The organism is Pseudomonas sp. NY8896, assembly GCF_039634505.1.
Map to the genome: position 1 here is coordinate 5,864,271 of NZ_CP132350.1, position 26,495 is coordinate 5,890,765.

Below are 26,495 nucleotides of genomic sequence, written 5' to 3' on the forward strand. Positions count from 1 at the left end.
TGATTACACCCGCTCAAACGATTCGACACGTGCGCCGGCAGGCAGAGCACCTGCTTTGGCCAGCGCTTTCATACGCTCGCCTTCGATGCGCGCCACTTCTTCGGCCGGAACCATGTAGCCCTGGTCGTCACGGGCAGCGTGGCGAACGAAGACAGCGATGGTTGCAACCAGGCTTGCGCCAACCAGCCACCAGATGTGCCAGATGAAGGCAAAGCCGAAGACGGTCAGGAACAGGCCCATGAACAGACCCGTCGAGGTGTTGCTTGGCATGTGGATGGCGTCGAACTTGGTCGCCGGCTTGTAAGCCTTGCCGGTTTCCTTGGTTTCGTGCCATGCATCCAGGCCAACCTGCTCAGGCATGTGGGCGAAGTTGTAGAACGGAGGTGGCGACGAAGTCGACCATTCCAGGGTACGGCCGCCCCATGGGTCGCCGGTCACGTCCAGGTTCTGGTTGCGGTCGCGAACCGATACGTACAGCTGGATCAGCTGGCAAGCGATACCGAACAGGATCAGCACGGCGCCGACAACGGCTACGTACAGGTAGGGTTCCCACAGTGGGTTGTCGGAGTGGTTCAGACGACGGGTCATGCCCATGAAGCCCAGGGCGTACAGCGGCATGAACGCAACGTAGAAGCCCGACAGCCAGAACCAGAAGGCAGCTTTGCCCCACTTCTCGTTCAGGGTGAAGCCGAAGGCTTTCGGGAACCAGAAGGCGAAACCGGCGATGTAGCCGAATACCGCGCCACCGATGATCACGTTGTGGAAGTGCGCAATAACGAACAGGCTGTTGTGCAGAACGAAGTCAGCACCCGGAACGGCCAGCAGTACGCCGGTCATGCCACCGATGGAGAAGGTGACCATGAAGCCCAGGGTCCAGAGCATCGGTGCGGTGAAGCGCACACGGCCTTGGTACATGGTGAACAGCCAGTTGAACAGCTTCACACCGGTCGGGATGGAGATCAGCATCGTCGCCAGGCCGAAGAAGGTGTTGACGCTGGCGCCGGCACCCATGGTGAAGAAGTGGTGCAGCCATACCGCAAAGCCCAGGATGGCGATCGCGCCCGATGCGTAGATCATCGAGTGGTGGCCGAACAGGCGTTTGCCAGAGAACGTCGAAGTCACTTCCGAGAACACGCCGAAGGCCGGCAGGATCAGGATGTAAACCTCAGGGTGACCCCACGCCCAGAACAGGTTGACGTACATCATCGGGTTCCCACCAAGCTCGTTGGTGAAAATGTGGAAGTCCAGATAACGGTCAACAGTCAGCAGTGCGAGTGCAGCGGTCAGAATCGGGAACGAAGCGACGATCAGTACGTTGGCCCAGGTGCAGGTCCAGGTGAAGATCGGCATGTCCATCAGCTTCATGCCAGGTGCGCGCATCTTCATCACGGTGACGAGGAAGTTCACGCCGGTAAGCGTCGTACCCAATCCGGATAGCTGTAGCGCCCAGATGTAGTAGTCGACACCCACCCCAGGGCTGTACTGAATGCCCGCGAGCGGCGGATAGGCAACCCAGCCGGTCTTGGCGAATTCACCAACGCCCAGCGAGATGTTGACCAGCAGCACGCCTGCCAGCAGCAGGTAGAAGCTCAGGGAGTTCAGGAACGGGAAGGCAACGTCACGTGCACCGATCTGCAGAGGAACCGCCAGGTTCATCAGGCCGGTGAAGAACGGCATCGCCATGAAGATGATCATGATCACACCGTGAGCGGTGAAGATCTGGTCATAGTGTTCAGGCGGCAGGTAGCCTTCGGAGCCACCGGTTGCGGCAGCCAGCTGGGTACGCATCATGATGGCGTCGGCAAAGCCGCGCAGCAGCATGATCATCGCGACGATGATGTACATCACGCCGATCTTTTTGTGGTCGACAGTAGTCAGCCACTCGCTCCACAAGTAGGTCCACTTGCGGAAATAGGTGATAAGACCGACGACAGCGATACCGCCGAGCGCGATCATGGCAAGCGTCACCATGACTATCGGCTCGTGATAGGGTATCGCCTCCAGGCTTAGTTTACCGAACATCTCTTACTCCTCTGCACCGGCAGCTGGTTGCATACTCGATTCCACACCCTTGGTTGTGGCCAGATCTTTGCTGCCTGCTTCTTCGTGGCTACGGCCGCGGTTCATGCCTTCGTACTTGTCGACGATCAGCTGGAACTGCTCAGGCGAAGCCTCGCTATACAGCGCGACTGGGTTGTTTTCGCTTGGTTTGGCCAAGGCGTCGTATTCGGCCTTGTCCAGCTTCTTCGGCGACTGCTTGACCTCGGCGACCCACTTGTCGAAGTCTTCCTGAGAGGTGGCAGTAGCCTTGAATTTCATGCCGGTGAAGCCAGCACCGCTGTAGTTGGCGCTGATACCGTCGAACTCGCCGTTTTCGTTGGCGATCAGGTGCAGCTTGGTGGTCATGCCGGCCATGGCGTAGATCTGGCCACCCAGGCCCGGGATGAAGAACGAGTTCATCACGGCGTCGGAAGTGACGCGGAAGTTGACCGGGGTGTTAGCTGGGAAGACGATCTTGTTGACCGTGGCAATGCCCTGCTCCGGGTAGATGAACAGCCACTTCCAGTCCAGCGCGACCACGTCGATCTGCACCGGCTTCACATCGGAATCCAGTGGACGGTATGGGTCCAGCTTGTGGGTGGAGTGGTAGGTGACGTAACCCAGGGCGATGATGATCAGGATCGGGATGATCCACACCGCAGCCTCGATCTTGGTCGAGTGCGACCAGTCAGGGGTGTAGGTGGCTGCCTTGTTGGAAGCACGGTACTTCCAGGCGAACGCCAAGGTCATGATGATGACAGGGATTACCACCAGCAGCATCAGGCCGGTAGCGATCAGGATCAGGTTCTTTTGCTCAATGCCGACCTGGCCCTTCGGGTCGAGCAGGGTCCAGTTGCACCCACTGAGTAAAAGCATGCCTAAAAAGGGCAATATGCCAAACAGTCTGGGGTAACGCTTTTTACTCATCTCACGACCTCTAGATCAGCTTGCTTCAATGCAATTTGTGTTTTGGTAGCCAACACTTCGTCCTGCCAAGTGAGGCATTTCGCGCCCGTACTCGCTCCTGCCTGGGGTCCGACTGCAGGACCTTGGCTTCAAGCGGGTTAGCGGTGCTTATGGTTTCGTAGGCAACAGGCCTGTACTTCAGACCAAGTCCATTTGGTGCGGGAAAACGCGGAGGGGTGTCCGCCCGGTATCGCCGTTGGGCGAAACTTGACGAAGTCAGCAAAAAGGAGCGCTGGGGCTTCCTTCAATCCTGCGACTCGCAAGCAGTGCCGAACGGAAATTGGGGGCGATTGTAGATAGGTCGCCAACCCTTGACTATGACTTATTGAGCAACAGTCTTTTACAGAATGCGTAACAATGCTGCTCAATAATTCAACTTCGCGACAGTTTGTCGCACCCCGCTTGCTAGGCCTCAAAGCCGCATTCTGCAAGGCCTAGAGGTTGATCTGGATCAAGCGGTGCGCAACTTTTCGCTCTTCTCATGCGGTGTAAAAGACCCCATGCAATTCGGGACTTTTGTCTAAGCCTGGCGTCGGTTGCGGTAGATCCCGAGCGGAACCAGCACAGCAGTCAGCACGAACGCCACAAGTGCCCATTGCGCCAGCGACAGGCCGAGGATCGGCGGGTACGGCGTGCTGCAGAAGCCATCGACCTGGAACGCCAGCGGCCACAGCTTGGCCAGTGGCAGGTCATCCACGATCGGCTGCAGGGTATCGATGCCGCAACTGACCATGGGGTTGGCGAGTATATACACATGGTTGCCGGCCGCAACGACTCCGCCAATGGCACTGAGCACCACCAGCGCTTCGAAGAAGCTCAAGCTGCGGCGCCCAGGCATCGCTGCGGCGATGAAGGCAAACACGGCAATGAACAGCAGCGCATAACGCTGCAGGATGCACAATGGGCAAGGTGCCTCGCCCAGCACCACTTGCATATAGAGAGCGCCGCCGATCAGCGAGAGGCAGATCAGGCCCAGCAGCACCAGAAAGCGCCGTTCCCGATTCAGGCGCGATGTTTGTTCGTTCATTACCGGTTCCTTCGATGGATAGTGGCAGCGTGGTCCGCCTGCCTGAGCGCAAGTCTACACGCTGGGCAAGGCCTGTGAGCGTGCCGAGGAAGCGGCGTGATAGCGCTGCGCAGGGCTATCCGGTGTGGCTGAGACCGGCCGCAACGACGTCGGTTCAACGCCGAGCGGCAAAAAAACGGCTGCCCGAGTGCCGCGCAGGGGCAAGCCCCTCGACACCCGGGAGTGAAGGATACCGTGATTAAAGGAGGATTAAAGATGAAAGCGCTGTGCCCGGTTTCATCTTTCCTTATATATAGGCAGGAAGGTGTAGTGCCGCAGGGATAACGATATTTGCCTGTACCGGCCTTTTCACGGGCTTGCCCGCGAAAGGGCCGGTACAGGTTTCACATCACTCCAAGGCAGCCGCCGGCCCGAAGAACTCATAACGGCTCTGCTGCTCCGGCACACCCAGGCCCTTCAGCTGGCGCTTGACCGCGGCCATGAAAGCCTTGGGCCCCAGGAAGTAGGCATCCACATCACGCTCCTGCGGCAGCCATTCGGCCAGCAGGTCTTCGCTCAGCAAACCCACGGCATCGGCTGCAGCGCCACCTTCTGGCTCGGCATAGCAGTAGAAGCGCTTGAGTTGCGGATGACGCGCTGCCAGCCCATCGATCCAGTCACGGAAGGCATGCACCGCGCCGTTACGCGCACAGTGAATGAAATGCACCTCACGGCGGGTTTGCAACGCTGCCTGCAGCATCGCCAAGGTCGGAGTAATGCCTACGCCACCGCTGATCAGCACCAGCGGCTTGTCGCTGGCGGCCAGGGTAAAGTCACCCGCCGGCGGGAACAGCTGCAGGGTATCGCCCACCACCAGCTCATCGTGCAGGTAATTGGAGACCTTGCCACCCGCCTCGCGCTTGACGCTGATCCGGTACTCCTTGCCATCGCACAGCGCCGACAGGGAGTAGTTACGGCGCTGCTCGGCGCCGTCGATGTCCAGCTTCAAGCCGATGTACTGGCCAGGTTCGGCCTTGAGTACCGGTTTGCCGTCCACCGGGGCAAAGTAGAACGAGACGATCTCGCTGCTTTCCTGCTCGCGGCGCACCAGGCGGAATTCGCGAGTACCGCGCCAGCCGCCTTCGGCCTCTTCCTTCTCTTTATAGAGGTTCTCTTCAGCACCAATCAGGATGTCGGCCAACTGGCCATAGGCCGCAGCCCAGGCATCGATCACGGCAGGGGTGGCGATGTCCTTGCCAAGCACCTCCTCGATGGCGCGCAGCAGGCAGCTGCCGACGATCGGGTAGTGCTCCGGCAGAATCTGCAGGGCAACATGCTTGTTGATGATCTGCCCGACCAGGCCACCCAGTTGTTCCAACTGGTCGATATGGCGGGCATACATCAGCACGCCGTTGGCCAGCGCACGCGGCTGGTCACCGCTGGCCTGGTGGGCCTGGTTGAACAGCGGCCGTACCTCCGGGTACTCACTAAGCATCATCTTGTAAAAGTGAGTGGTCAGTGCTTCGCCGCCGCTTTCCAGCAGGGGTACAGTGGCTTTGATGATTGCACGTTGTTCGGCATTGAGCATTGCAACAACTCCTGAGCCTGTGGCTTCAAATGACTGTCCCTGCTACTACAGCAATCGTGCCAACTTTTATCGCCCGCAAAATCAGGGGTTTGACGCAGGTCATGTCAAAACGACCTACCCCAGCGTATAGTCATATCGACCTACAGGAGTCCATATGACCACAAAGCCGCTGCTGACCGCCCTGCTGCCTCTGGTAAGCGACCTGTCCCGTGATTTGCCCGACCAGGAACGCTACCGCCGCCTGCTGCAGGCCATGCGCAGCCTGCTACCGTGCGATGCTGCCGCACTGCTGCGCCTGGATGGTGAATGGCTGGTGCCGCTGGCAGTGGATGGGCTGAGCCCGGACACCTTGGGCCGGCGCTTCCGGGTCAGCGAGCACCCACGGTTCCAGATACTGCTCAGCCGCCCGGAACCCACCCGCTTTGCCAGCGACTCCGAACTGCCCGACCCTTACGATGGCCTGGTCAACGCCACCGATGCCGACCTTGAAGTGCACGACTGCATGGGCTGCCCGTTGATGGTCGATGAGCGCCCCTGGGGCCTGGTCACCCTCGACGCCCTCACCCCCGGGCAGTTCCAGAGCCTGGAGCTGGACGCCCTGCAGGCCTTCGCCAGCCTGGCTGCCGCCACCGTTACCGTGGCCGAGCGCATCGAGCACCTGGCCCTGCGCGCCGAAGACGAACACCACCGCGCCGAGATCTACCGCCAGGCCAGTGGCCAGGATAAAGAGCTGATTGGCCAAAGCCCCGCGCACAAACGCCTGGTAGAGGAAATTCGCCTGGTCGGTGGCAGTGACCTGACCGTGCTGATTACCGGCGAAACCGGCGTCGGCAAGGAGCTGGTGGCCCAGGCCCTGCACCAGGCCAGCAGCCGCGCCGACAAGCCGTTGATCAGCCTCAACTGCGCTGCCCTGCCCGACACCCTGGTGGAAAGCGAACTGTTCGGCCATGTGCGCGGTGCCTTCACCGGCGCGCATGGCGAGCGCCGTGGCAAGTTCGAACTGGCCAACGGCGGCACGCTGTTCCTCGATGAAGTGGGCGAACTGCCCCTGACGGTGCAGGCCAAGCTGTTGCGCGTGCTGCAAAGCGGCCAGTTGCAGCGCCTGGGCTCGGACCGCGAGCACCGGGTGGACGTGCGCCTGATCGCCGCTACCAACCGCGACCTGGCTGCCGAAGTGCGTAACGGCAACTTCCGCGCCGACTTCTATCACCGCCTCAGCGTGTACCCGTTGCACGTGCCGCCGTTGCGCGAACGTGGACGGGACGTGCTGCTATTGGCTGGCTATTTCCTCGAACAGAACCGTTCACGGTTGGGTCTGAACAGCCTGCGCCTGAGCAATGAGGCCCAGGCCGCACTCATCGCCTACGACTGGCCGGGCAATGTGCGCGAGCTGGAGCACCTGATCGGCCGCTCGGCACTCAAGGCGCTGGGCCAGCACCCCGACCGGCCACGCATCCTCACCCTCGAAGCCATCGATCTGGACCTGCGCGTATCGCCGGCAATGCCAGGTTCGCCGCCCTCCCACGCGGCCCCGTCGCCAGCGGCCACCCTGCCTGAAGGCGGCCTGCGCGAAGCGGTCGATATCTACCAGCGCCAAGTGATCGAGGCCTGCTTGCAAAAGCATCAGGACAACTGGGCAGCAGCGGCGCGTGAGCTTGGCCTGGACCGCGCCAATTTAAGCCGATTGGCCCGCCGATTGGGGCTTCGCTGAGACCTACTCACAAAAGGATTAACCCAGAAAGCCATCTGGTTGCTTCCACCCTGGCTGCTATATCTCCCTAACCACCCCATTCTCGACTGCCTGGTCGAGGCTGTGCGTAAAAAGCCCGGAAATGGCTCTGCTACGCAGGTTGTGGCCCGAACAGTCGGGCCGGGGGATCCGGATACCAGCAGGGAGCATCCATGGACAACATCGTCGTCGCCGATAAGCAATCCGAAGTCGCCACTCAGAGCGCCTGGGGCAACATCAATCTCAAAGGGCCAGGCGTCGTGCAGATGCCGGTATCGCCCGACAAGGTGGCCACCGTTACCCAGCGCGGGCAAGACTTGATCGTGACCCTGAAATCCGGTGAAAAGGTCACCATCGGCAACTTCTTCGCCGTGGACCAGGCCGGGGTTGGCAGCGACATCGTCTTCGTCGGCGAAGACGGCACCCTGTGGCACGCCCAGTATGACGCGGCAGCGTTCACCGGTTTCACCTTCGAGGACGTGGCTTCGCTGGACGAACTGGTTGCAGGGATCGGCACCGCCGGTAGCGCCATGTCGACCTTCGCGATTGCCGGGCTCAGCCTGCTCGGTGTCGGGGGTGTGGCGGCTGCGGCCAATCACAGCGGTGGCGGCAGCAGCGGTGGCTCGGACCCTGACACCACAGCACCGGCCACGCCCATCGACCTGCTGGTTTCGCCGGATGGCCTGCGCCTGACCGGCCGCGGCGAAGCGGGCACCACGGTGAACATCCGTGACGCCGCCGGCAACCTGATTGGCAGCGGCACCGTGGCAGCCGACGGCAGTTTCAATGTGGCGTTGAACCCGCCACAGATCAACAACGAAAACCTTGAAGTCACCCTGACCGATGGCGCGGGCAATGTCTCGGCGCCCGGCACTGTCACCGCCCCGGATGTGACGGCGCCGCTGGCACCGACCGACCTGGTCATCGACGCACAGGGCACCACCCTTACCGGGCGTGCCGAACCGGGCTCGACGGTTTCGGTACGGGGCACAGGCGGCGTGCTGCTGGGCACTGGGGTGGCCGGTGCGGACGGCCAGTTCAGCATAACCCTGCAACCGCCACAAACCGACGGCCAGGCCCTTGAAGTGAGCGCGGCAGACGCGGCCGGCAATACGTCGCCTGTGGCCAGCGTCACCGCACCCGACGTCGACAACCCTGACACCACCGCCCCCGACCAGCCGACCGATCTGGCCTTGGCCAATGGTGTAACCCTCACTGGACGTGGCGAGCCCGGCGCCACCGTGCAGGTGCGTGATGCGGCCGGCAACCTCATCGGCAGCGGCCTGGTGAATGCCGACGGTAGCTTCAGCCTTACGCTTTCGCCTGCCCAGGCCAACGGTGAAGCCCTGGATATCCGCCAGGTCGACGCCGCCGGCAACAGCTCGATACCGCTGGAATTCACCGCCCCCGACATCACCCCGCCCGATGCTGTCAGCAATATTTTGGTTGGCCCGGGTGGCGCGGCGCTCAGTGGGCGTGGCGAACCGGGTGCCACCGTCGAAGTGCGCGATGCCAACGGCAACGTGATCGGCACGGGTGTGGTCGGTGCCAACGGCACTTTCCTGATCGACCTGAATCCCGCCGCGCAGCCGGGTGAACACCTGAGCCTGGTGCAGACCGACCCGAGCGGCAACGAATCCGTGGCCCTGGAGTACGACGTTCCGCTGACCACTGCCCCAACCAGCCCGAGCAACCTGGCTATCGACGCCGACGGCACCACCCTCACCGGTACCGCGCCGGCTGGCAGCCGCGTGGAAGTGCATGATGCCAACGGCACCCTGATCGGCAGCGCCATCGCCAATGCCGATGGCAGTTTCAGCATCGAACTGAATCCGGCCCAAGCCAATGGCGAACTGCTGGACGTGGTCGCTATCGATGACAGCGGGGTGTCCTCGCTGCCAACACAAGTCACTGCACCCGATATCACTGCGCCTGCGGCCCCGACCGAACTGGCCGTCAGTGCTGACGGTACGGTGCTCACCGGCCGTGCCGAACCCGGTAGCACGGTACGTATCTTGGCAGCCGATGGCACTGAACTAGGCACTGCCGTGGTCGGCCCGACCGGCGTGTTCAGCATCAACCTGACTCCGCCACAAGTAGACGGCGAAGTGCTGCAAGCGACCGCCACCGATGCCGCTGGTAACACCTCTGTGGCCAGTTCGGTCACCGCGCCGGACATCGACGGCGGTGATACCACGCCACCAGATGCCCCAACCAACCTGGTGATCGGCCTGGCCGGCAGTCAACTCAGTGGTCGCGGCGAAGCCGGGACCACCGTGCAGGTCCGCGATGCGGCAGGTAATCTACTGGCCACCGGCACTGTCGGCCCGGATGGCACGTTCGTGGTAGCCCTGAGCCCCGTGGTGAACGACGGCAGTACCCTGCAAGTCACCTTGACCGATGCTGCTGGTAACGTTTCCCAACCGGGCTCGGTCACCTCAGCCGACCTGCTGCCGCCCGCACAACCGACAGACTTGGCCCTGGCCGACGGCGTGACCTTCACCGGCCGTGGCGAGCCCGGCGCCACTGTGCAAGTGCGCGACGCTGCAGGTACTGTCATCGGCACAGGTATCGTCGGTGCTGACGGTCTGTTCAGCCTCACCCTGTCGCCTGCCCAAGCCAACGGCGAAGCGCTCGACGTGCGCCTGGTGGATGCTGCCGGCAACACCTCGGCCCCGCTGCAGTTCGATGCGCCGGACATCACCCCGCCCGATGCTGTCAGCAATATTCTGGTTGGCCCGGGTGGCGCGGCGCTCAGTGGGCGTGGCGAACCGGGTGCCACCGTCGAAGTGCGCGATGCCAACGGCACCGTGATCGGCACGGGCGTGGTCGGTGCCAACGGCACTTTCCTGATCGACCTGAATCCCGCCGCGCAGCCGGGTGAACACCTGAGCCTGGTGCAGACCGACCCAAGCGGCAACGAATCCGTGGCCCTGGAGTACGACGTTCCGCTGACCACCGCCCCTGATAGCCCGAGCAATCTGGCCATCGATGCCGACGGCACAACGCTCACCGGTACTGCGCCGGCTGGCAGCCGCGTGGAAGTGCATGATGCCAACGGCACCCTGATCGGCAGCGCCATCGCCAATGCCGATGGCAGTTTCAGCATCGAACTGAATCCGGCCCAAGCCAATGGCGAACTGCTGGACGTGGTCGCCATCGATGGCAGCGGCCTTTCGTCGCTGCCAGCGCAGGTCACCGCACCGGACATCACTGCGCCAGCTGCACCAACCGAACTGACAGTCAATGCCAACGGTACTGTGGTTACCGGCCGCGCCGAACCGGGCAGCACCGTGCGCATCCTCGCACCAGACGGAAGCGAGCTGGGCAGCGCCGTGGTCGGCCCGACCGGCGCGTTCAGCATCAACCTCAACCCACCGCAGGTAGATGGTGAAGTACTGCAGGCCACTGCCACCGATGCCGCTGGTAACACCTCTGTGGCCAGTTCGGTCACCGCGCCGGACATCGACGGCGGTGATACCACGCCACCGGATACCCCATCCAACCTGGTCATCGGCCTGGCCGGCAGCCAACTCAGTGGTCGCGGCGAAGCCGGCACCACCGTCCAGGTGCGAGACGCCGCAGGCAACATCATCGCGACCGGCACCGTCGGCCCGGATGGCACCTTTACCGTCACCCTGGACCCTGCCGTCATTGACGGCAGTACCTTGCAGGTGACCCTCACCGATGCTGCTGGCAACGTGTCGCAACCTGGCTCGGTCACCTCGGCCGACCTGCTGCCGCCCGCACAACCGACAGACCTGGCCCTGGCCGACGGCGTGACCTTCACCGGGCGCGGTGAGCCGGGCGCCACTGTGCAAGTGCGCGACGCTGCAGGTACGGTCATCGGCACGGGTATCGTCGGTGCTGACGGCCTGTTCAGCCTCACCCTGTCGCCTGCTCAAGCCAACGGCGAAGCGCTCGACGTACGCCTGGTGGATGCCGCCGGCAACACCTCGGCCCCGCTGCAGTTCGATGCCCCCGACATCACCCCGCCTGCTGCGGTGAGCAACATTACCGTCGGTGCAGATGGCCTGGCCCTGAGCGGCCGCGGCGAACCGGGTGCCACCGTCGAAGTGCGCGATGCCAACGGCAACGTGATCGGCACGGGTGTGGTCGGTGCCAACGGCACCTTCCTGATCGACCTCAACCCAGCCGCGCAGCCGGGTGAACACCTGAGCCTGGTGCAGACCGACCCAAGCGGCAACGCCTCCGTGGCCCTGGAGTACGACGTTCCGCTGACCACCGCCCCTGATAGCCCGAGCAATCTGGCCATCGATGCCGACGGCACAACGCTCACCGGTACCGCGCCGGCTGGCAGCCGCGTCGAAGTGCACGATGCCAACGGCACCCTGATCGGCAGCGCCATCGCCAATGCCGATGGCAGTTTCAGCATCGAGCTGAATCCTGCCCAAGCTAATGGCGAACTGCTGGACGTAGTCGCTATCGATGACAGCGGGGTGTCCTCGCTGCCAACACAAGTCACTGCACCCGATATCACTGCGCCTGCGGCCCCGACCGAACTGGCCGTCAGTGCTGACGGTACGGTGCTCACCGGCCGTGCCGAACCCGGTAGCACGGTACGTATCTTGGCAGCCGATGGCACTGAACTAGGCACTGCCGTGGTCGGCCCGACCGGCGCGTTCAGCATCAACCTCAACCCACCGCAGGTAGATGGTGAAGTACTGCAGGCCACTGCCACCGATGCCGCTGGTAACACCTCTGTGGCCAGTTCGGTCACCGCGCCGGACATCGATGGGGTCGATACCACGCCACCAGATGCCCCAACCAACCTGGTCATCGGCCTGGCCGGCAGCCAACTCAGTGGTCGCGGCGAAGCCGGGACCACCGTGCAGGTCCGCGATGCAGCAGGTAATCTACTGGCCACCGGCACTGTCGGCCCGGATGGCACGTTCGTGGTAGCCCTGAGCCCCGTGGTGAACGACGGCAGTACCCTGCAAGTCACCTTGACCGATGCTGCTGGTAACGTTTCCCAACCGGGCTCGGTCACCTCGGCCGACCTGCTGCCGCCCGCACAACCGACAGACCTGGCCCTGGCCGACGGCGTGACCTTCACCGGTCGCGGCGAGCCGGGCGCCACTGTGCAAGTGCGCGACGCTGCAGGTACGGTCATCGGTACGGGTATCGTCGGTGCTGACGGCCTGTTCAGCCTCACCCTGTCGCCTGCTCAAGCCAACGGCGAAGCGCTCGACGTACGCCTGGTGGATGCCGCCGGCAACACCTCGGCCCCGCTGCAATTCGATGCGCCGGACATCACCCCGCCAGCGATCGTCAGCAATATCGTGGTCGGCGGTGACGGCCTGGCCCTGAGTGGTCGCGGCGAAGCAGGCGCCACCGTGGAGGTGCGCGATGCCAATGGCACCTTGCTCGGCAGCGGCGTGGTCACGGCCAATGGCACTTTCCTCGTCGACCTTTCACCCGCCGTGCAGCCTGGCGAGCAACTGAGCCTGGTACAGACCGACCCAAGCGGCAATGCCTCTGCGCCACTGCAGTTCGAAGTGCCGGTCACCACTGCACCTGCCAGCCCCACCGACCTGGTGTTCGCCGAGGACGGCAGCAGTATCAGCGGTACGGCACCTGCCGGCAGCCGTGTGGAAGTGCATGATGCCAACGGCACGCTGATTGGCAGTGTGATAGCGGGCCCCGATGGCAGCTTCACCGTCACCCTCGCCCCAGCCCAGTCCAATGGCGAACTGCTGGATGTGCTGGCCATCGATGGCAACGGCGCTGCGTCGCTGCCGGTGCAAGTCACCGCGCCAGACATCACCCCACCGGTTACCCCGAGCGAACTGGTGATCAATGCCGACGGCAGCGTGGTCACTGGCCGCGCCGAGCCGGGCAGCACCGTACGCGTGCTGGCCGCCGACGGCACCACCGTGCTGGGTAGCGTGGTCGTTGGCGCTACCGGCAGCTTCAGCATCACCCTCGACCCGCCACAGGTAAACGGCGAGGTGCTGCAAGTCACTGCTACCGATGCGGCGGGCAATGCTTCCACCGCTGGCAGCCTTACCGCGCCAGATATCGACGGCGGCGACACCACCCCACCGGATGCCCCGACCAACCTGGTGATCAACGCTGCCGGCAACCAGCTGAGCGGTCGTGGCGAAGCCGGTGCCAGCGTTCAGGTGCGCGATGGCGCTGGCACCGTAGTGGCCACGGGCACGGTCAACCCGGATGGCACTTTCGCCATCACGTTGAGCCCAGCCATCACCGACGGCAGTACCCTGCAAGTCACCCTGACCGACGCTGCCGGTAATGTCTCGCAACCCGGCGCTGTCGCCGCGCCAGACCTGCAGGCCCCGGCGCAGCCAACCGAGTTGGCCCTGGCCGATGGTGTCACCTTCACCGGCCGTGGCGAGCCCGGCGCCACCGTGCAGGTGCGCAATGCCGCCGGCAGCCTGATCGGCACTGGCCTGGTCAACGAGGATGGCACTTTCACCGTCACCTTGTTCCCAGCCCAGGCCAATGGTGAAGCACTGGACATTCGCGTGGTGGACGCCGCTGGCAACAGCTCGACGCCGCTGGCGTTCACCGCACCGGACATTACCCCGCCAGCCGCCGTCAGCAATATCGTGGTCGGCGCCGATGGCCTGGTGCTCAGTGGCCGTGGCGAGGCCGGTGCCACCGTACAAGTACGTGACGCCAACGGCACTGTCATCGGTACCGCCACCGTTGGTGCCAACGGCACCTTCCTGATCGACCTCGACCCCGCCGCGCAGCCGGGCGCTCAGTTGAGCCTGGTGCAGACCGATGCCAGCGGCAACGCCTCCGTGGCCCTGCAATATGAAGTGCCGGTAACCACCGCGCCAGCCAGCCCAGGCGACCTGGTTGTGGCTGCGAACGGCAGCAGCATCACCGGTACAGCGCCGGTGGGCAGCCGGGTGGAAGTACACGATGCCAACGGCACGCTGGTCGGCAGTGTGGTGGTGGGTGCTGGTGGCACCTTCACCGTCATCCTCAACCCGGCACAGGCCAACGGCGAGCTGCTGGATGTGGTGGCCATCGACGGCAGCGGCGCTTCGTCGCTGCCAGTGCAAGTCACCGCGCCAGACATCACCCCACCGGTTACCCCGAGCGAACTGGTGATCAGTGCCAACGGCAGCGTGGTCACCGGCCGCGCCGAAGTGGGCAGCACCGTGCGCGTGCTGGCCACCGATGGCACCACTGTGCTGGGTAGCGTGATGGTGGGCGCCACCGGCAGTTTCAGTATCACCCTCGACCCACCACAGGTGAATGGTGAAGAGCTGCAAGTCACCGCCACCGACGCAGCCGGCAATACCTCCACCGCCGGCAACATCACCGCGCCGGACATCGACGGTGGCGATACCACGCCACCAGATGCCGCCACCAACCTGGTAGTCGGGCTGGCCGGCGCCCAGCTCAATGGCCGTGGCGAGGCCGGTGCCAGCGTGCAAGTGCGCGATGCCCAGGGCACTGTACTGGCCAGCGGCACGGTTAACCCCGACGGTACCTTCCAGATCACCCTCAACCCACCGGTGAAGGATGGCAGCACCCTGCAAGTGGTGCTGACCGACGCCGCTGGCAATGCCTCCACACCGGCTACGGTGGTTACCCCAGACCTGCAGGCCCCGGCCCAGCCGACCGGCCTGGCCTTGGCCGACGGTGTGACCCTGAGCGGCAGCGGCGAGCCAGGCGCGACCGTGCAGGTACGCGATGCCTCGGGCAACCTGCTCGGTACCGGCCTGGTCAACGGGAATGGCAGCTTCAGCGTCACCCTGTCGCCGGCCCAAGCCAATGGCGAAGTGCTCGACGTCCGCCTGGTCGATGCCGCTGGCAACGTCTCTTCCCCACTGCAGTTCGACGCCCCGGACATCACCCCGCCCGCCGTGGTCAGCAACATCGTGGTCGGTGCCGACGGCCTGACCCTGAGTGGTCGCGGCGAAGCCGGTGCCAGCGTGGAGGTACGCGATGCCAATGGCACGCTGATCGGTAGCGGCACCGTGACTGCGAACGGCACCTTCCTGATTGGCCTCGACCCGGCAGCGCTGCCGGGTGAACGCCTGAGCCTGGTGCAGACCGACCCGAGCGGCAACGCTTCCCAGGCCCTGACCTACGACGTGCCACTGGTGGTCACGCCGACCAGCCCAAGTGAACTGGTGGTGGCCGCTGACGGCGGCAGCATCAGCGGCGCTGCCCCGGCTGGCAGCCGTGTGGAAGTGCACGACGCCAACGGCACGCTGGTTGGCAGCATCGTGGTCGGTGCCGAGGGCACCTTCACCGTGGTGCTCACGCCGGCCCAGGCCAATGGCGAGTTACTGGACGTCGTGGCCATCGACAACAACGGCACCTCGTCGCTGCCGGTGCAGGTCACCGCACCCGACATCACGCCACCTGTAGCGCCGAGCGACCTGGCAATCAATGGCGACGGTACCGTCGTCAGCGGCCGCGCAGAAGCCGGCAGCACCGTGCGTGTGTTGGCCGCCGATGGCACTACTGTGCTGGGCAGCGTCGTGGTGGGGGCCAGTGGCGCCTTCAACATCGGCCTCACACCGCCAAAAGTGGCGGGCGAACAATTGCAAGTGACCGCCACCGACACCGCAGGCAATGCCTCCACGGCCGGCACAGTCACCGCGCCGATCGTGGACAATGGCGGCGACACCACGCCACCGGCGCCGGCCACCGACTTGGCCATCAGCAACGATGGCCGCACGGTCTCCGGCCGTGGCGAAGTGGGTGCCACTGTAGAAGTGCGCAACGATCAGGGCCAAGTGCTGGCAAGCGGCACCGTTCAGCCCGATGGCAGCTTCAACGTGCAACTGCCAACCCCAGTGGTGGATGGCTCGGCCCTGCAGGTGACCCTGACCGATGCCGCCGGCAACGTCTCCACGCCCAGCCCGTTGACAGCGCCAGACCAGGTAGCACCACTGCAACCGACCGGCCTGGTGCTGACCAATGGCGACAGCCTCGCCGGCATTGCCGAAGGGGGCGCAAGGGTGGAGGTGAAAGATGCCTCGGGCAACCTGATCGGCAGCGTCATCGTCGCACCGGATGGCAGTTTCAGCCTGACCCTCGACCCGCCACAGGCCAATGGCGAAACCCTGTCCATCACCGTGACCGACGCAGCAGGCAACACCTCGGTGCCGCTGAGCTACGTGGCCCCGGACATTACCGCACCGACGATCGTCACCGAGGTGGTGGCAGGTGATGGCAGCCTAACCGTGTCTGGCCGTGGCGAACCCGGTGCCACGGTGGAGGTACGGGATACGCAGGGCGCCGCCCTTGGTAGCGGGATTGTCGGGCCAAACGGTACCTTCGTGGTCGATCTGGATGTACCACTGACCGCAGGCCAAACCATCGTCCTGGTGCAAACCGATGCCGCCGGCAATATCTCGGTGGGTGTCAGTGTGATCGTTACCGATACACCGCGGCCCGAAAGCCCGAGCGACGTGGTGGTGGCCGCTGATGGCTCCAGCGTTTCCGGTACCGCACCGGCAGGTACGCAGGTGCAGGTGCGTGACGCGCAGGGCAATGTGCTGGGCAGCGTCCAGGCCGGCCCGGATGGCAGTTTCACCATCGGCCTGACCCCAGCCCAGGCCAACGGCGAGGCTCTGGCTGTCGTGGCGGTCGATGGCGCTGGCAACAGTTCGCTGCCTACCCCGATCACCGCCCCCGACATCACCCCGCCCAATGAGGCCAGCGACCTGCAACTGAGCGCCGATGGCGGCCTGCTCACCGGCCGTGGCGAACCGGGCACCACCGTGCAGGTCATCAGCGCCGACGGTACCGTGCTGGGCAACGCCCAGGTCGGTGCCGATGGCGTGATCAGCGTGGTCCTGACCCCGCCGCAGACCGACGGCCAGGAGCTGGACGTGGTACTGCGCGACGCTGCCGGCAACAGCTCGACCGCCACCATCGTCGCGCCCGACACCGATGGCCCGCTGCAACCCTCGGGGCTGGCCATCGATACCGCTGGCCTTCACCTCACCGGCCAAGGTCAAAGCGGTTCCATCGTCACCGTGCGCGACGCCAACGGCAACGTGCTCGGCACCGCCACCGTGGGCGGCGACGGCCGCTTCGACGTCACCCTCAATGCAGCACAGCGCAATGGCGAAAGCCTGACTGTCGAAGCCACCGACACCCAGGGCAATAGCGCCGGGCCGGTGAACTTCACCGCACCGGACTCAACCCCACCGCAAGTGGTCACCAGCCCTGCCATCGACGGCACCGGCACCACGGTCACCGGCAACGGCGAACCGGGCGCCACCGTTACCGTGCGCGGGCCAGATGGCAGCGTACTGGGCAGCACGCTGGTCGGCGCTGGTGGCGCGTTCGAAATCACCCTCGACACGCCGCAGACCAACGGCCAGGCACTGACCGTGGAGCAACGCGACGCAGCCGGCAACCTTTCGGCGGCGGTCGACTTGGCGGCACCGGATACGCAGGCTCCCGATATACCCACCGGCCTGATCCTGGCTAGCGACGGCAGCAGCCTGAGCGGCAGCGGCGAGCCAGGTGCACAGGTGACCGTAACCGGCACTGGCGGCGCAGTACTGGGCACCGCAACGGTCCAGCCCGATGGCACCTTCCAGGTGACAATCGACCCGCCGCAGCTCAACGGCCAGACGCTGTCTGTCACTCAAGCGGACAATACGGGCAACGGCTCACTCGCGGGCACCGTTACCGCGCCTGACCTCGAGGCGCCACTGCCGGCGCAAGGCCTGGGCCTTGACCCTACCGGCACACTGCTCAGCGGCCAAGGCGAAGCTGGCAGCACCGTAGAGGTACGCAACGCTGCAGGCGATTTGCTGGGTACCATCCAGGTGGGTGCAGGCGGCACATTCGAAGTGCCGCTTAGCCCCGCCCAGACCAACGGCGAAGTACTGTCCGTGGTGCTGATCGATGGCGGCGGCAATGCCTCGCCGTCGGCCAGTTTCACCGCTGACGACAGCACGGCGCCAAACGCACCGGCCGGGCTCACCATCACCCCAGGCGGCAATGCCATCCAGGGTACCGGTGAAGCAGGCGCCACGGTTGAAGTGCGGCTTACCGATGGCACGCTGGTAGGCACCATCGTGGTACCCGTAGGCGGAAGCTTCACAGTGCCACTGTCGCCCGCCCAGCTGGACGGCCAGGCCCTCAACGTGACCCTGACCGATGTGGCTGGCAATGTATCGCAGCCCGGCCAGATCAATGCACCGGACATCACGCCACCGGCACTGCCCACCGACGTGGCCGTCAGCGGCGATGGCACGGCTGTCACTGGTAACGCACCTGGCGCCACCTCGGTGACCGTGAGCGATGGGGCCGGCAATGTGGTCACCGTCGCGGTCAACCCGGACGGCAGTTTCAGCGTGCCGCTGAATACCCCGCAAAACAATGGCCAGACCGTGACCGTGGTGGTGACCGACGCAGCCGGTAACAGCTCGGCGCCGGTCCCTGTCACCGCCCCTGACACAACCAACCCGGAACCTGCGACCGGCCTCACCGTGAGCCCGGACGGCAGCACGGTCGGCGGCACCGCCGAGCCTGGCAGCACAGTGGAAATCCGCAACCCGGATGACACCGTGCGCGGTACGGCAACCGTGGGGCCGGACGGCACCTTCGTGGTAGAGGTCGACCCACCGCTGACGACAGGCGAAACGGTCGATGTGGTCGTGATCGACCCTACCGGCAACCAATCGCCCGAAGTATCGCTGGCTGGCCCGGCCGGTACCGAAGCGGCCACGCCGTCGGCCCTCTCCATCAGCGCCGACGGCTTCCTGCTGACCGGCCAGGGCACGGTCGGCTCGCTGATAACCGTGACCTCCGGGGGCGTCACCCTGGGCACCGCCACGGTCGGCAGCGACGGCACCTTCCGAGTGTTCTTCCAGAATGCCCAGCTCAATGCCCAGACCTTGCAGGTCAGTGCCAAGGTTACCGTCGATGGCCTGCCTTCGGTGCCAGCCATCATCGTGGCCAACGACACCACGGCACCGAACGCACCGACCCAAGTAAACCTCACCGCCACCGGCAGCACGCTGACCGGTCAGGGCGAAGTGGGCGCAACCGTGCGCGTGACAGACGCGCAAGGCACTCTGCTGGGGACTACCACCGTCGGCAGCAACGGCCTGTTCAGCATCAGTTTCTCGCCAGCTGTGGCCAATGGGCAGAACCTGATCGTCACCCAGGCCGACGCTGCAGGTAACGTTTCGCTCGCGGCCACCCTACAGGCACCCGACCTGCAAGCACCGCTGGCGGCCAGCAACCTGAGCCTCAACAGCGCAGCCACCGTGCTCAGCGGCCAGGGCGAAGCCGGTGCCAGCGTTACCGTACGCGATGCCAGTGGTGCCATCCTGGCCACAGGCACGGTCAACCAGAGCGGCCAGTTCCAGGTCACCCTGCCCAGCGCGCAGGTCACCGGCAGCCCGCTGCAAGTCACCCTCAGCGATGCTGCGGGCAACGTGTCCGGCCCGGCCAGCCTGGCCACGCCAGACCGCACGCCACCCGCGGCCATCAGTAACCCGCTGTTGAGCCAGGACGGCCGGCAGCTGTCCGGCAGCGGTGAAGTGGGCGCTACCGTGCAGGTACGCAACGCCGCCGGCACCGTGCTCGGAACCGCCACGGTGGGCGCCGACGGTCGCTTCACGGTGACCTTCGACACCCCGCAAACCAGCGGCCAGCCCATCGGCGTTACGCAAGTGGATGCCGCCGGCAACACTTCGCCAGCGATCAACGTGCCAACCCCGGACCTCACCCCGCCAGCGCCGCTGACCAACGTGGCGCTGAACAACAACGGCCTGACCCTGACTGGCCTGGGCGAAGCCGGCGCCACGGTCACCGTTCGCGGCCCGGACGGCACCATCATCGGCACCGGCCTGGTGGCAGCCAATGGCAGCTTTACCCTTACCCTCAACAGCGCCCAGCTCAACGCCCAGCACCTGAGCGTCACCCAGACCGACGCGGGCAACAACACCTCCACCCCCGTGGCCGTCACCGCGCCGGACTTCACCCCACCTGCGGCGCCGACAGCCCTGGCCCTGTCCGGTACCGGGCTGCAACTGACCGGTAACGCCGAGGCCGGCAGCACCGTGACCGTGCGCGATGCCAGCGGCAATGTGCTGGGCACTGCGTTAGCCAGCAGCAACGGCACTTTCCAGGTCACCCTGAACAGCGCCCAGACCAATGGCCAGACCCTGCAAGTGACCGCCACTGACGCCGCCGGCAACGTGTCGACGGCCGCGCCTTACACCGCCGCCGATACCACGCCACCAGCAGCCGTGACCAACCTGGCGGTCTCCGCCAATGGCGTCACCCTGACAGGCAACGGCGAGGCAGGCGCAACGGTTACCGTACGGGCACCGGACGGTACCGTGCTGGGCAACGCCACGGTCGCGGCGGACGGTCACTTCAGCGTGACCTTGTCGCCGGCCGCGATCACGGGTGAAAGCCTCAGCGTGGTTCAAACCGATGCTGCACAGAACGTTTCCCCTGCGCAAAGCGTCACCGCGCCGGGCGTGCTGGCACCGGCCACACCGGACAACCTGGTACTGGCGGCCGACGGCCTGTCGGTGACCGGCACCGCCGCAGCGGGTAGCACGGTCAAGGTGTATGGCCCCAATGGCGTACTGCTGGGCAGCAGCCCGGTCGCCAACGACGGCACCTTCACTGTCAACCTGGGCAGTGCCCAGGCCAATGGCGAAGTGTTGCAAGTGAACGCCACCGGCAGTGACGGCGCAGTTTCGCTGCCGGCTACCTTGCAGGCGCCGGACACCACGGCGCCGCAACCACTGACCAACCTGGTGCTGTCCAACGACGGCCTGGTGCTCAGTGGCCACGGTGAGGCAGGCGCGACCGTTACCGTGATTGGCGAAGGCGGTATCGACCTGGGTACCGCCCTGGTCGACGCCAACGGCAACTTCAGCGTCAACCTGAGTGCTGCGCAGATCAACGGCGAACAGCTCAGCGCCAGCCAAGCCGATGTGGCCGGCAACGAGTCCAATAGCGTCAGCCTGACAGCCCCTGACCGCGTCGCGCCGGATGCTGCTGGCAACCTGGCTTTTGCCGGGGGTGGCAGCCTGCTCAATGGCACCGGCGAAGCGGGTGCGGCTGTGCGTGTTATCGCCGCCGATGGCACGGTGCTGGGCAATGCCACGGTGCGAGCCGATGGTACCTTCCAGGTCAACTTCACCTCGCCTCAAGCCAACGGCCAACAGGTGCAAGTGGTGCTGACGGACGCCGCTGGCAACCAGTCTGCCGCCAGCGCCATTACCGCCCCCGATACCACACCACCAACAGCACCCAGCGAACTGGCCGTTTCCGGTGATGGCGTCACCCTCACCGGGCGCGGCGAAGCTGGCGCGCTGGTAACCGTGACCAACCCGGCAGGCGAGGCCATTGGCAGTGCCACCGTCGATGCCAGCGGCCACTTCACCATCACGCTGAACCCTGCGCTGGGCAACGCCGAGCTGCTCAGCTTCACCCAGGCCGATGCGGCCGGCAACGTGTCGCCAGTGGCCACCCTGCAGACCCCGGACTTCACCCCACCGGCGCCGCTCACCCAAGTGGTGATCAATGCCGACGGCAGCGTGGTCAGCGGCCTGGGCGAAGCCGGTGCGACGGTGATCGTCAGCAACGCCGCGGGGGTCGTACTGGGCACGGGCACCGTGCTTGCCGACGGCAGCTTCCACGTCGAACTGTCTCCTGCACAAATCAACAATCAGACACTGTCGGTGCTGCAGGCCGACCCACCTGGCAACATCAGCCTGCCGGTCAATGTGCAGGCGCCGGACCTTACGCCGCCTACCGCGGCAACCGAGCTGCGGCTCAATGCAGCGGGCGATGAACTGGGTGGTGTCGGCGAAGTGGGCGCCACGGTGCGCGTGTACGTCGGCACTACGCAGATCGGTACCGCCGTGGTGGCAGCCAATGGCACCTTCGTGGTCGAGCTGACGACAGCGCAGCTCAATGGCCAGGTTCTGCAAGTGACCCTGACCGATGCCGCCGGCAACGTCTCGCCAATCAGTTCGGTCACGGCGGTTGACACCACGCCACCGGCCACCGTGATTGCGTCCATCAACGACGGCGGCACACAAGTGGTGGGTACCGCTGAAGCCGGCACCCGCGTCACCGTGATCAACAACAATGGCGACCTGCTCGGCCAGGTGACGGTCGACCCGGACGGCACCTTTGTCCTTGACCTGAACCGCCCGCAAATCAACGGCGAGACACTGACCATCATCGCCCAGGACGCCACCGGCAACCCGTCGGCGCCACTGACAGTGACTGCGCCAGACCTGACGCCACCCGTGCAGCCGACCAACCTGCTGCTCAACCCTGCAGGTACGTCGATGACCGGTACGGCCGAAGCCGGCACCACCATCACGGTACGTGGCCCGAACAACAACATCGTAGGCACGGTGGAAGTCGGTGAAAACGGCCAGTTCACGGTGCCGATCAGCCCGGCGCAGAACAACGGCCAGCTGCTGACGGTGGTATCCACGGACGATGCCGGCAATGCTTCGGTGGCTGTCCCCTACCAGACCAATGACACCTCGCCACCCGACGTGGTAACCAACCTGGCGATCAACAACGCCTATAACGTGCTGACTGGCAAGGGCGAAGCCAATGCCACAGTTACCGTCAGTTTCGGCGGCGTCGTGATTGGGACGGGCGTGGTGGATGCCGCTGGCAACTTCCAAGTAGCGCTTTCGCCAACACCGGGCTCAGCCGCAACCCTGACAGTGACGCAGTCCGACGGTATCAACACGTCTGCGGTCGCATCGTATGTCACCCCGCTGATCCCGCCACCGGAGCCACCTACCAACGTGATACTGGGCGGCAACGGCCTGACCTTGACGGGCAGTGCAACTACCGGCGCAAGCATTCGCGTCTACGATGCCGCAGGCAACCTGATCGGTTCAGGCGTGGCTAACCTCGGCGGCACCTTCACCTTGACGCTGAATGCGGCACAGCTCAATGGCCAACACATCTCGGTGACGGCAGTATCGCTGCTGGGCGGCGAATCGCAGCCGGTCTTCCTGCAAGCGACTGACATTACACCACCGACCAATCCGCTGGTGACCGGCTTGTCCATCAATGGCCTGGTGCTGACCGGCACGGGTGAAGCCGGTGCCACGGTGACAGTGCGCGACGCCAGCAACAACGTGCTCGGCACCGCGCTGGTGAATGGCGGAGGCGTGTTCACCGTCAACCTGAACGCCGCGCAACTCAATGGCCAGGTACTGGGCGTGAGCCAGGCTGACGCCGCGGGCAATGTGTCCGGCAGTACCAGCTACACCGCCGCCGACTTGCAGCCACCTGCCGCGCCGAACAACGTCACCATCAACGGCGCGGGTACCGTACTCACCGGTAACGGCGAAGCAGGCGCGATCGTCACGGTCCAAGGCCCGAGCGGTCAGGTCGGTACTGGCGTGGTCCTCGCCAATGGCACCTTCAGCATCACGCTGACGTCGCCACAGAACGACGGGCAATTGCTGGTAGTGCGCCAGTCGGACGCTGCGGGCAATTTGTCGGCCAGCACCAGCCTGACCGCACCGGACACCACCCCGCCCGCCGCCCCGCTGGCCACCATCAACGCCAACGGCACCGCGGTCAGTGGTTCTGGCCAGATCGGCAGCACGGTCACCGTGCGCAACAGCGCCGGCACCGTGCTGGGAACCGCGACGGTGGGCAGCAACGGCCTGTTCGTGGTCAGCCTGACGGCGGCGCAGATCGACAACCAGGCGCTGAGCGTCACCCTCACCGACAGCGCCGGCAACGTGTCCACCAGCACGGGGCTGACCGCACCGGACCTGACCCCGCCTGCGGCTGCCGGCAACCTGCTGTTCAGTGCCGACGGCAGTACCCTCACCGGTACTGGCGAAGTGGGTGCCACCGTGACCGTACGCAGCGCCAGCGGTACCGTGCTGCAAACCGCAACGGTGCAGGCCAACGGTACCTTCAGCGTGACCCTGAGCCCGCCTCAGGACAACGGCCAGGTCGTCTCGGTGACCCTCAGCGACCCGCGCGGCAACGTGTCGGGCAACGTCAACGTCACCGCGCCGGATGTGGATGCCAACGCGCCGGTCATCGCCAGCGACAACCTGGCCACGGCCACGGTCAACCTGGCACCGGTCACCGCCACCAAGACCTACACCGACAGCTTCACCACGCTGCTGTCTGGCTTCACCAAGACCTACACCTGGACGGTGGCGGCCGGTACCACGGCCGACCCGACCCTGACACTGACCACCAACAGCGTGCTGGCCCTGCTCAACAACTCCAGCTTCACCCTGCAGGTAAAAGACGCCAGCGGCGCCTGGGTGACCATCGCCACCGGCAACACCCAGGGGCTGCTCGACCTGATCGTGCTGCCGCTTGGCCTGCAGGTGGATATCGGCGTGCTGCAAGCCGGTGACTACCGCCTGACAGTCGGCAGTGGCGGGATTGGCCTGGTCACCAACGTCACCACCTCGCTGGACATCACCTCCACCAGCCTGACCCAGTTCACCGGCACCGGCACTGCCACCTCGGGCAACGTCATCACCGATGTGGGCACCGACGGCGCCGTGGACGCCCGTGGCCCGGACAGCGCCGCCGTGCTGCAAGTGTTGAAGAACGGCAGCTACGTCTCGGCCGGTACGTCCACCACGGTGCAGGGCCTGTATGGCACCCTGGTGATCAGTGCCGACGGCAGCTACACCTACACGCCGAACGGCAGCCCGAACAGCGTCGGCAAGGTAGACGTGTTCAGCTACCAACTGGTGCACCCGAACGGCCTGTCCGATACCGCCAACCTGTACGTGCGTATCGACAGCCCGCAGGCCAACGAGGTGTGGAGCAACATCAACTACGCAGCGCCCGCCACGGTGGTCGACGCGGTCAACGATGTCGGCTTCAGCCACCTCACCCTGGCCAACCGGGTGGACACCAGCAGCAGTACGCTGGGTTCGCTGAGCCTGCCCTTGGTTGGTTCGCGCCAGGCGACCTACACCACCACGGTGGCCGCCGATACCACCGCAAACCTACAGGTGGTGGTCAACTCCACCAACCTGTTGAGCTTGCTCAACGGCACCACCATCGAACTGCTCAAGCTCAACCCGGCCACCGGCCAGTACGTGCTGGTGCAGTCGGTGCCGGGTGGTTCGCTGATCAGCCTGCTGGGTGGCGGCGCCGGCTATACCTTCCAGAACCAGGGGGCCGGCACCTACCACGTACGTGTCACCGCCGGCGGCATCGGCCTGCTCAGCTCCATCACCACCAGCCTGAACGCCACCACCACGCACCTGACCGAGTTCGTGGTCAGTGGTGCAACGGCAGCTACCGGTAACCTGCTGACTGACGACAACGTAGGTTCGGCACTGACCGTGCTGAGCGTGCTGACAGCGGCCAACACCTACACCATCCCGGGCTACAACGGGGTGAGCGTTGCCGGCACCTATGGCACCTTGCTGGTGCATGCCGACGGCAGTTACACCTACACCCTCAACGCGGGGCTCACCTCGGCGGCGGTCGGCCAGCATGACACCTTCACCTACGAGCTGACCCACCCCAACGGCACCACCGACACCGCAACGCTGACCATCAACCTGGACAATGCCGCCGGCCTGGTCACGACTACATCGCTGCTGGCCGACAGCGGTGACGAAGCCGTGGCGCTGGCCAGCCTGGCAGCCGCCACCGATGTGATCGCCGGCACCGACGGCAACGACCACCTCGATGGCAGCCAGGGTGGCCACATCACCCTGCAGGGTGGTGCGGGTGACGACACGCTGGTGGTGGTCGACCAGAACTTCGCCAGCGTTGACGGCGGCACGGGGACCGACACCCTCCTGTGGGGCGGCGGTGATGCCAGCATCGACCTGGGCAACCTGGCCGGGCGGGTGCACGACATCGAAATCATCGACCTCAACGACACCAGCTCGGTGGCGCTGACCCTCAACCTGGCGGACGTGGTGGCAATCACCGAAACCGGCACCGACACCCTGGTCATCAAAGGGGACGACAAAGACTCGGTTCACATGACGGACAACTGGACGCTGGTCGGGAACCAAACCGTCGACGGCATCGACTATAACCAATACACGGCTCAGGAGGATCCAAGCCATCACCTGTGGGTACAGAACGGTATCCATGTGGTCTGAAGCCGCTGCAAACCCGCCGAGCCTATGCCCGGCGGCATGGACGACCAGCAGTAAGGGAACTAT

Annotated in this window: 6 protein-coding genes; 2 read left to right on the top strand and 4 right to left on the bottom strand. The window is 64.9% G+C overall.

The features are described 5' to 3' along the window. Positions 1-3 precede the first annotated feature (3 nt). From cyoB to hmpA, 4 genes are all read right to left on the bottom strand, one after another. The gene (gene cyoB / locus Q9451_RS26565) at positions 4-2,022 is read right to left on the bottom strand and encodes a cytochrome o ubiquinol oxidase subunit I (RefSeq protein ID WP_012270559.1); all 2,019 of its coding nucleotides are present in this window, start codon (positions 2,020-2,022) and stop codon (positions 4-6) included. A 3-nt stretch (positions 2,023-2,025) separates the two neighbouring features. Then, complete coding sequence (gene cyoA / locus Q9451_RS26570; RefSeq protein WP_012270558.1) at positions 2,026-2,967, bottom strand: ubiquinol oxidase subunit II; 942 nt, start codon at positions 2,965-2,967, stop codon at positions 2,026-2,028. A 559-nt stretch (positions 2,968-3,526) separates the two neighbouring features. Next, on the bottom strand, positions 3,527-4,033 hold the full coding sequence (locus tag Q9451_RS26575) for a disulfide bond formation protein B (protein WP_012270557.1): 507 nt from the start codon (positions 4,031-4,033) through the stop codon (positions 3,527-3,529). A gap of 388 nt (positions 4,034-4,421) precedes the next feature. After that, the gene (hmpA, locus tag Q9451_RS26580) at positions 4,422-5,600 is read right to left on the bottom strand and encodes an NO-inducible flavohemoprotein (protein WP_012270556.1); all 1,179 of its coding nucleotides are present in this window, start codon (positions 5,598-5,600) and stop codon (positions 4,422-4,424) included. Positions 5,601-5,754: 154 nt separating this feature from the next. On the opposite strand from hmpA, the gene norR reads away from it, so the two are divergent. Then, positions 5,755-7,311, top strand: coding sequence for a nitric oxide reductase transcriptional regulator NorR (gene norR, locus Q9451_RS26585; RefSeq protein WP_012270555.1), 1,557 nt, complete (start codon positions 5,755-5,757; stop codon positions 7,309-7,311). Positions 7,312-7,502: 191 nt separating this feature from the next. Further along, on the top strand, positions 7,503-26,432 hold the full coding sequence (locus Q9451_RS26590) for a BapA/Bap/LapF family large adhesin (RefSeq protein WP_345960808.1): 18,930 nt from the start codon (positions 7,503-7,505) through the stop codon (positions 26,430-26,432). Positions 26,433-26,495 lie beyond the last annotated feature (63 nt).

Coding starts and splice junctions, on each gene's coding strand:
- Q9451_RS26575 (WP_012270557.1), bottom strand. CDS start 4,033: ATGAACGAACAAACATCGCGCCTGAATCGGGAACGGCGCTTTCTGGTG.
- cyoB (WP_012270559.1), bottom strand. CDS start 2,022: ATGTTCGGTAAACTAAGCCTGGAGGCGATACCCTATCACGAGCCGATA.
- norR (WP_012270555.1), top strand. CDS start 5,755: ATGACCACAAAGCCGCTGCTGACCGCCCTGCTGCCTCTGGTAAGCGAC.
- Q9451_RS26590 (WP_345960808.1), top strand. CDS start 7,503: ATGGACAACATCGTCGTCGCCGATAAGCAATCCGAAGTCGCCACTCAG.
- cyoA (WP_012270558.1), bottom strand. CDS start 2,967: ATGAGTAAAAAGCGTTACCCCAGACTGTTTGGCATATTGCCCTTTTTA.
- hmpA (WP_012270556.1), bottom strand. CDS start 5,600: ATGCTCAATGCCGAACAACGTGCAATCATCAAAGCCACTGTACCCCTG.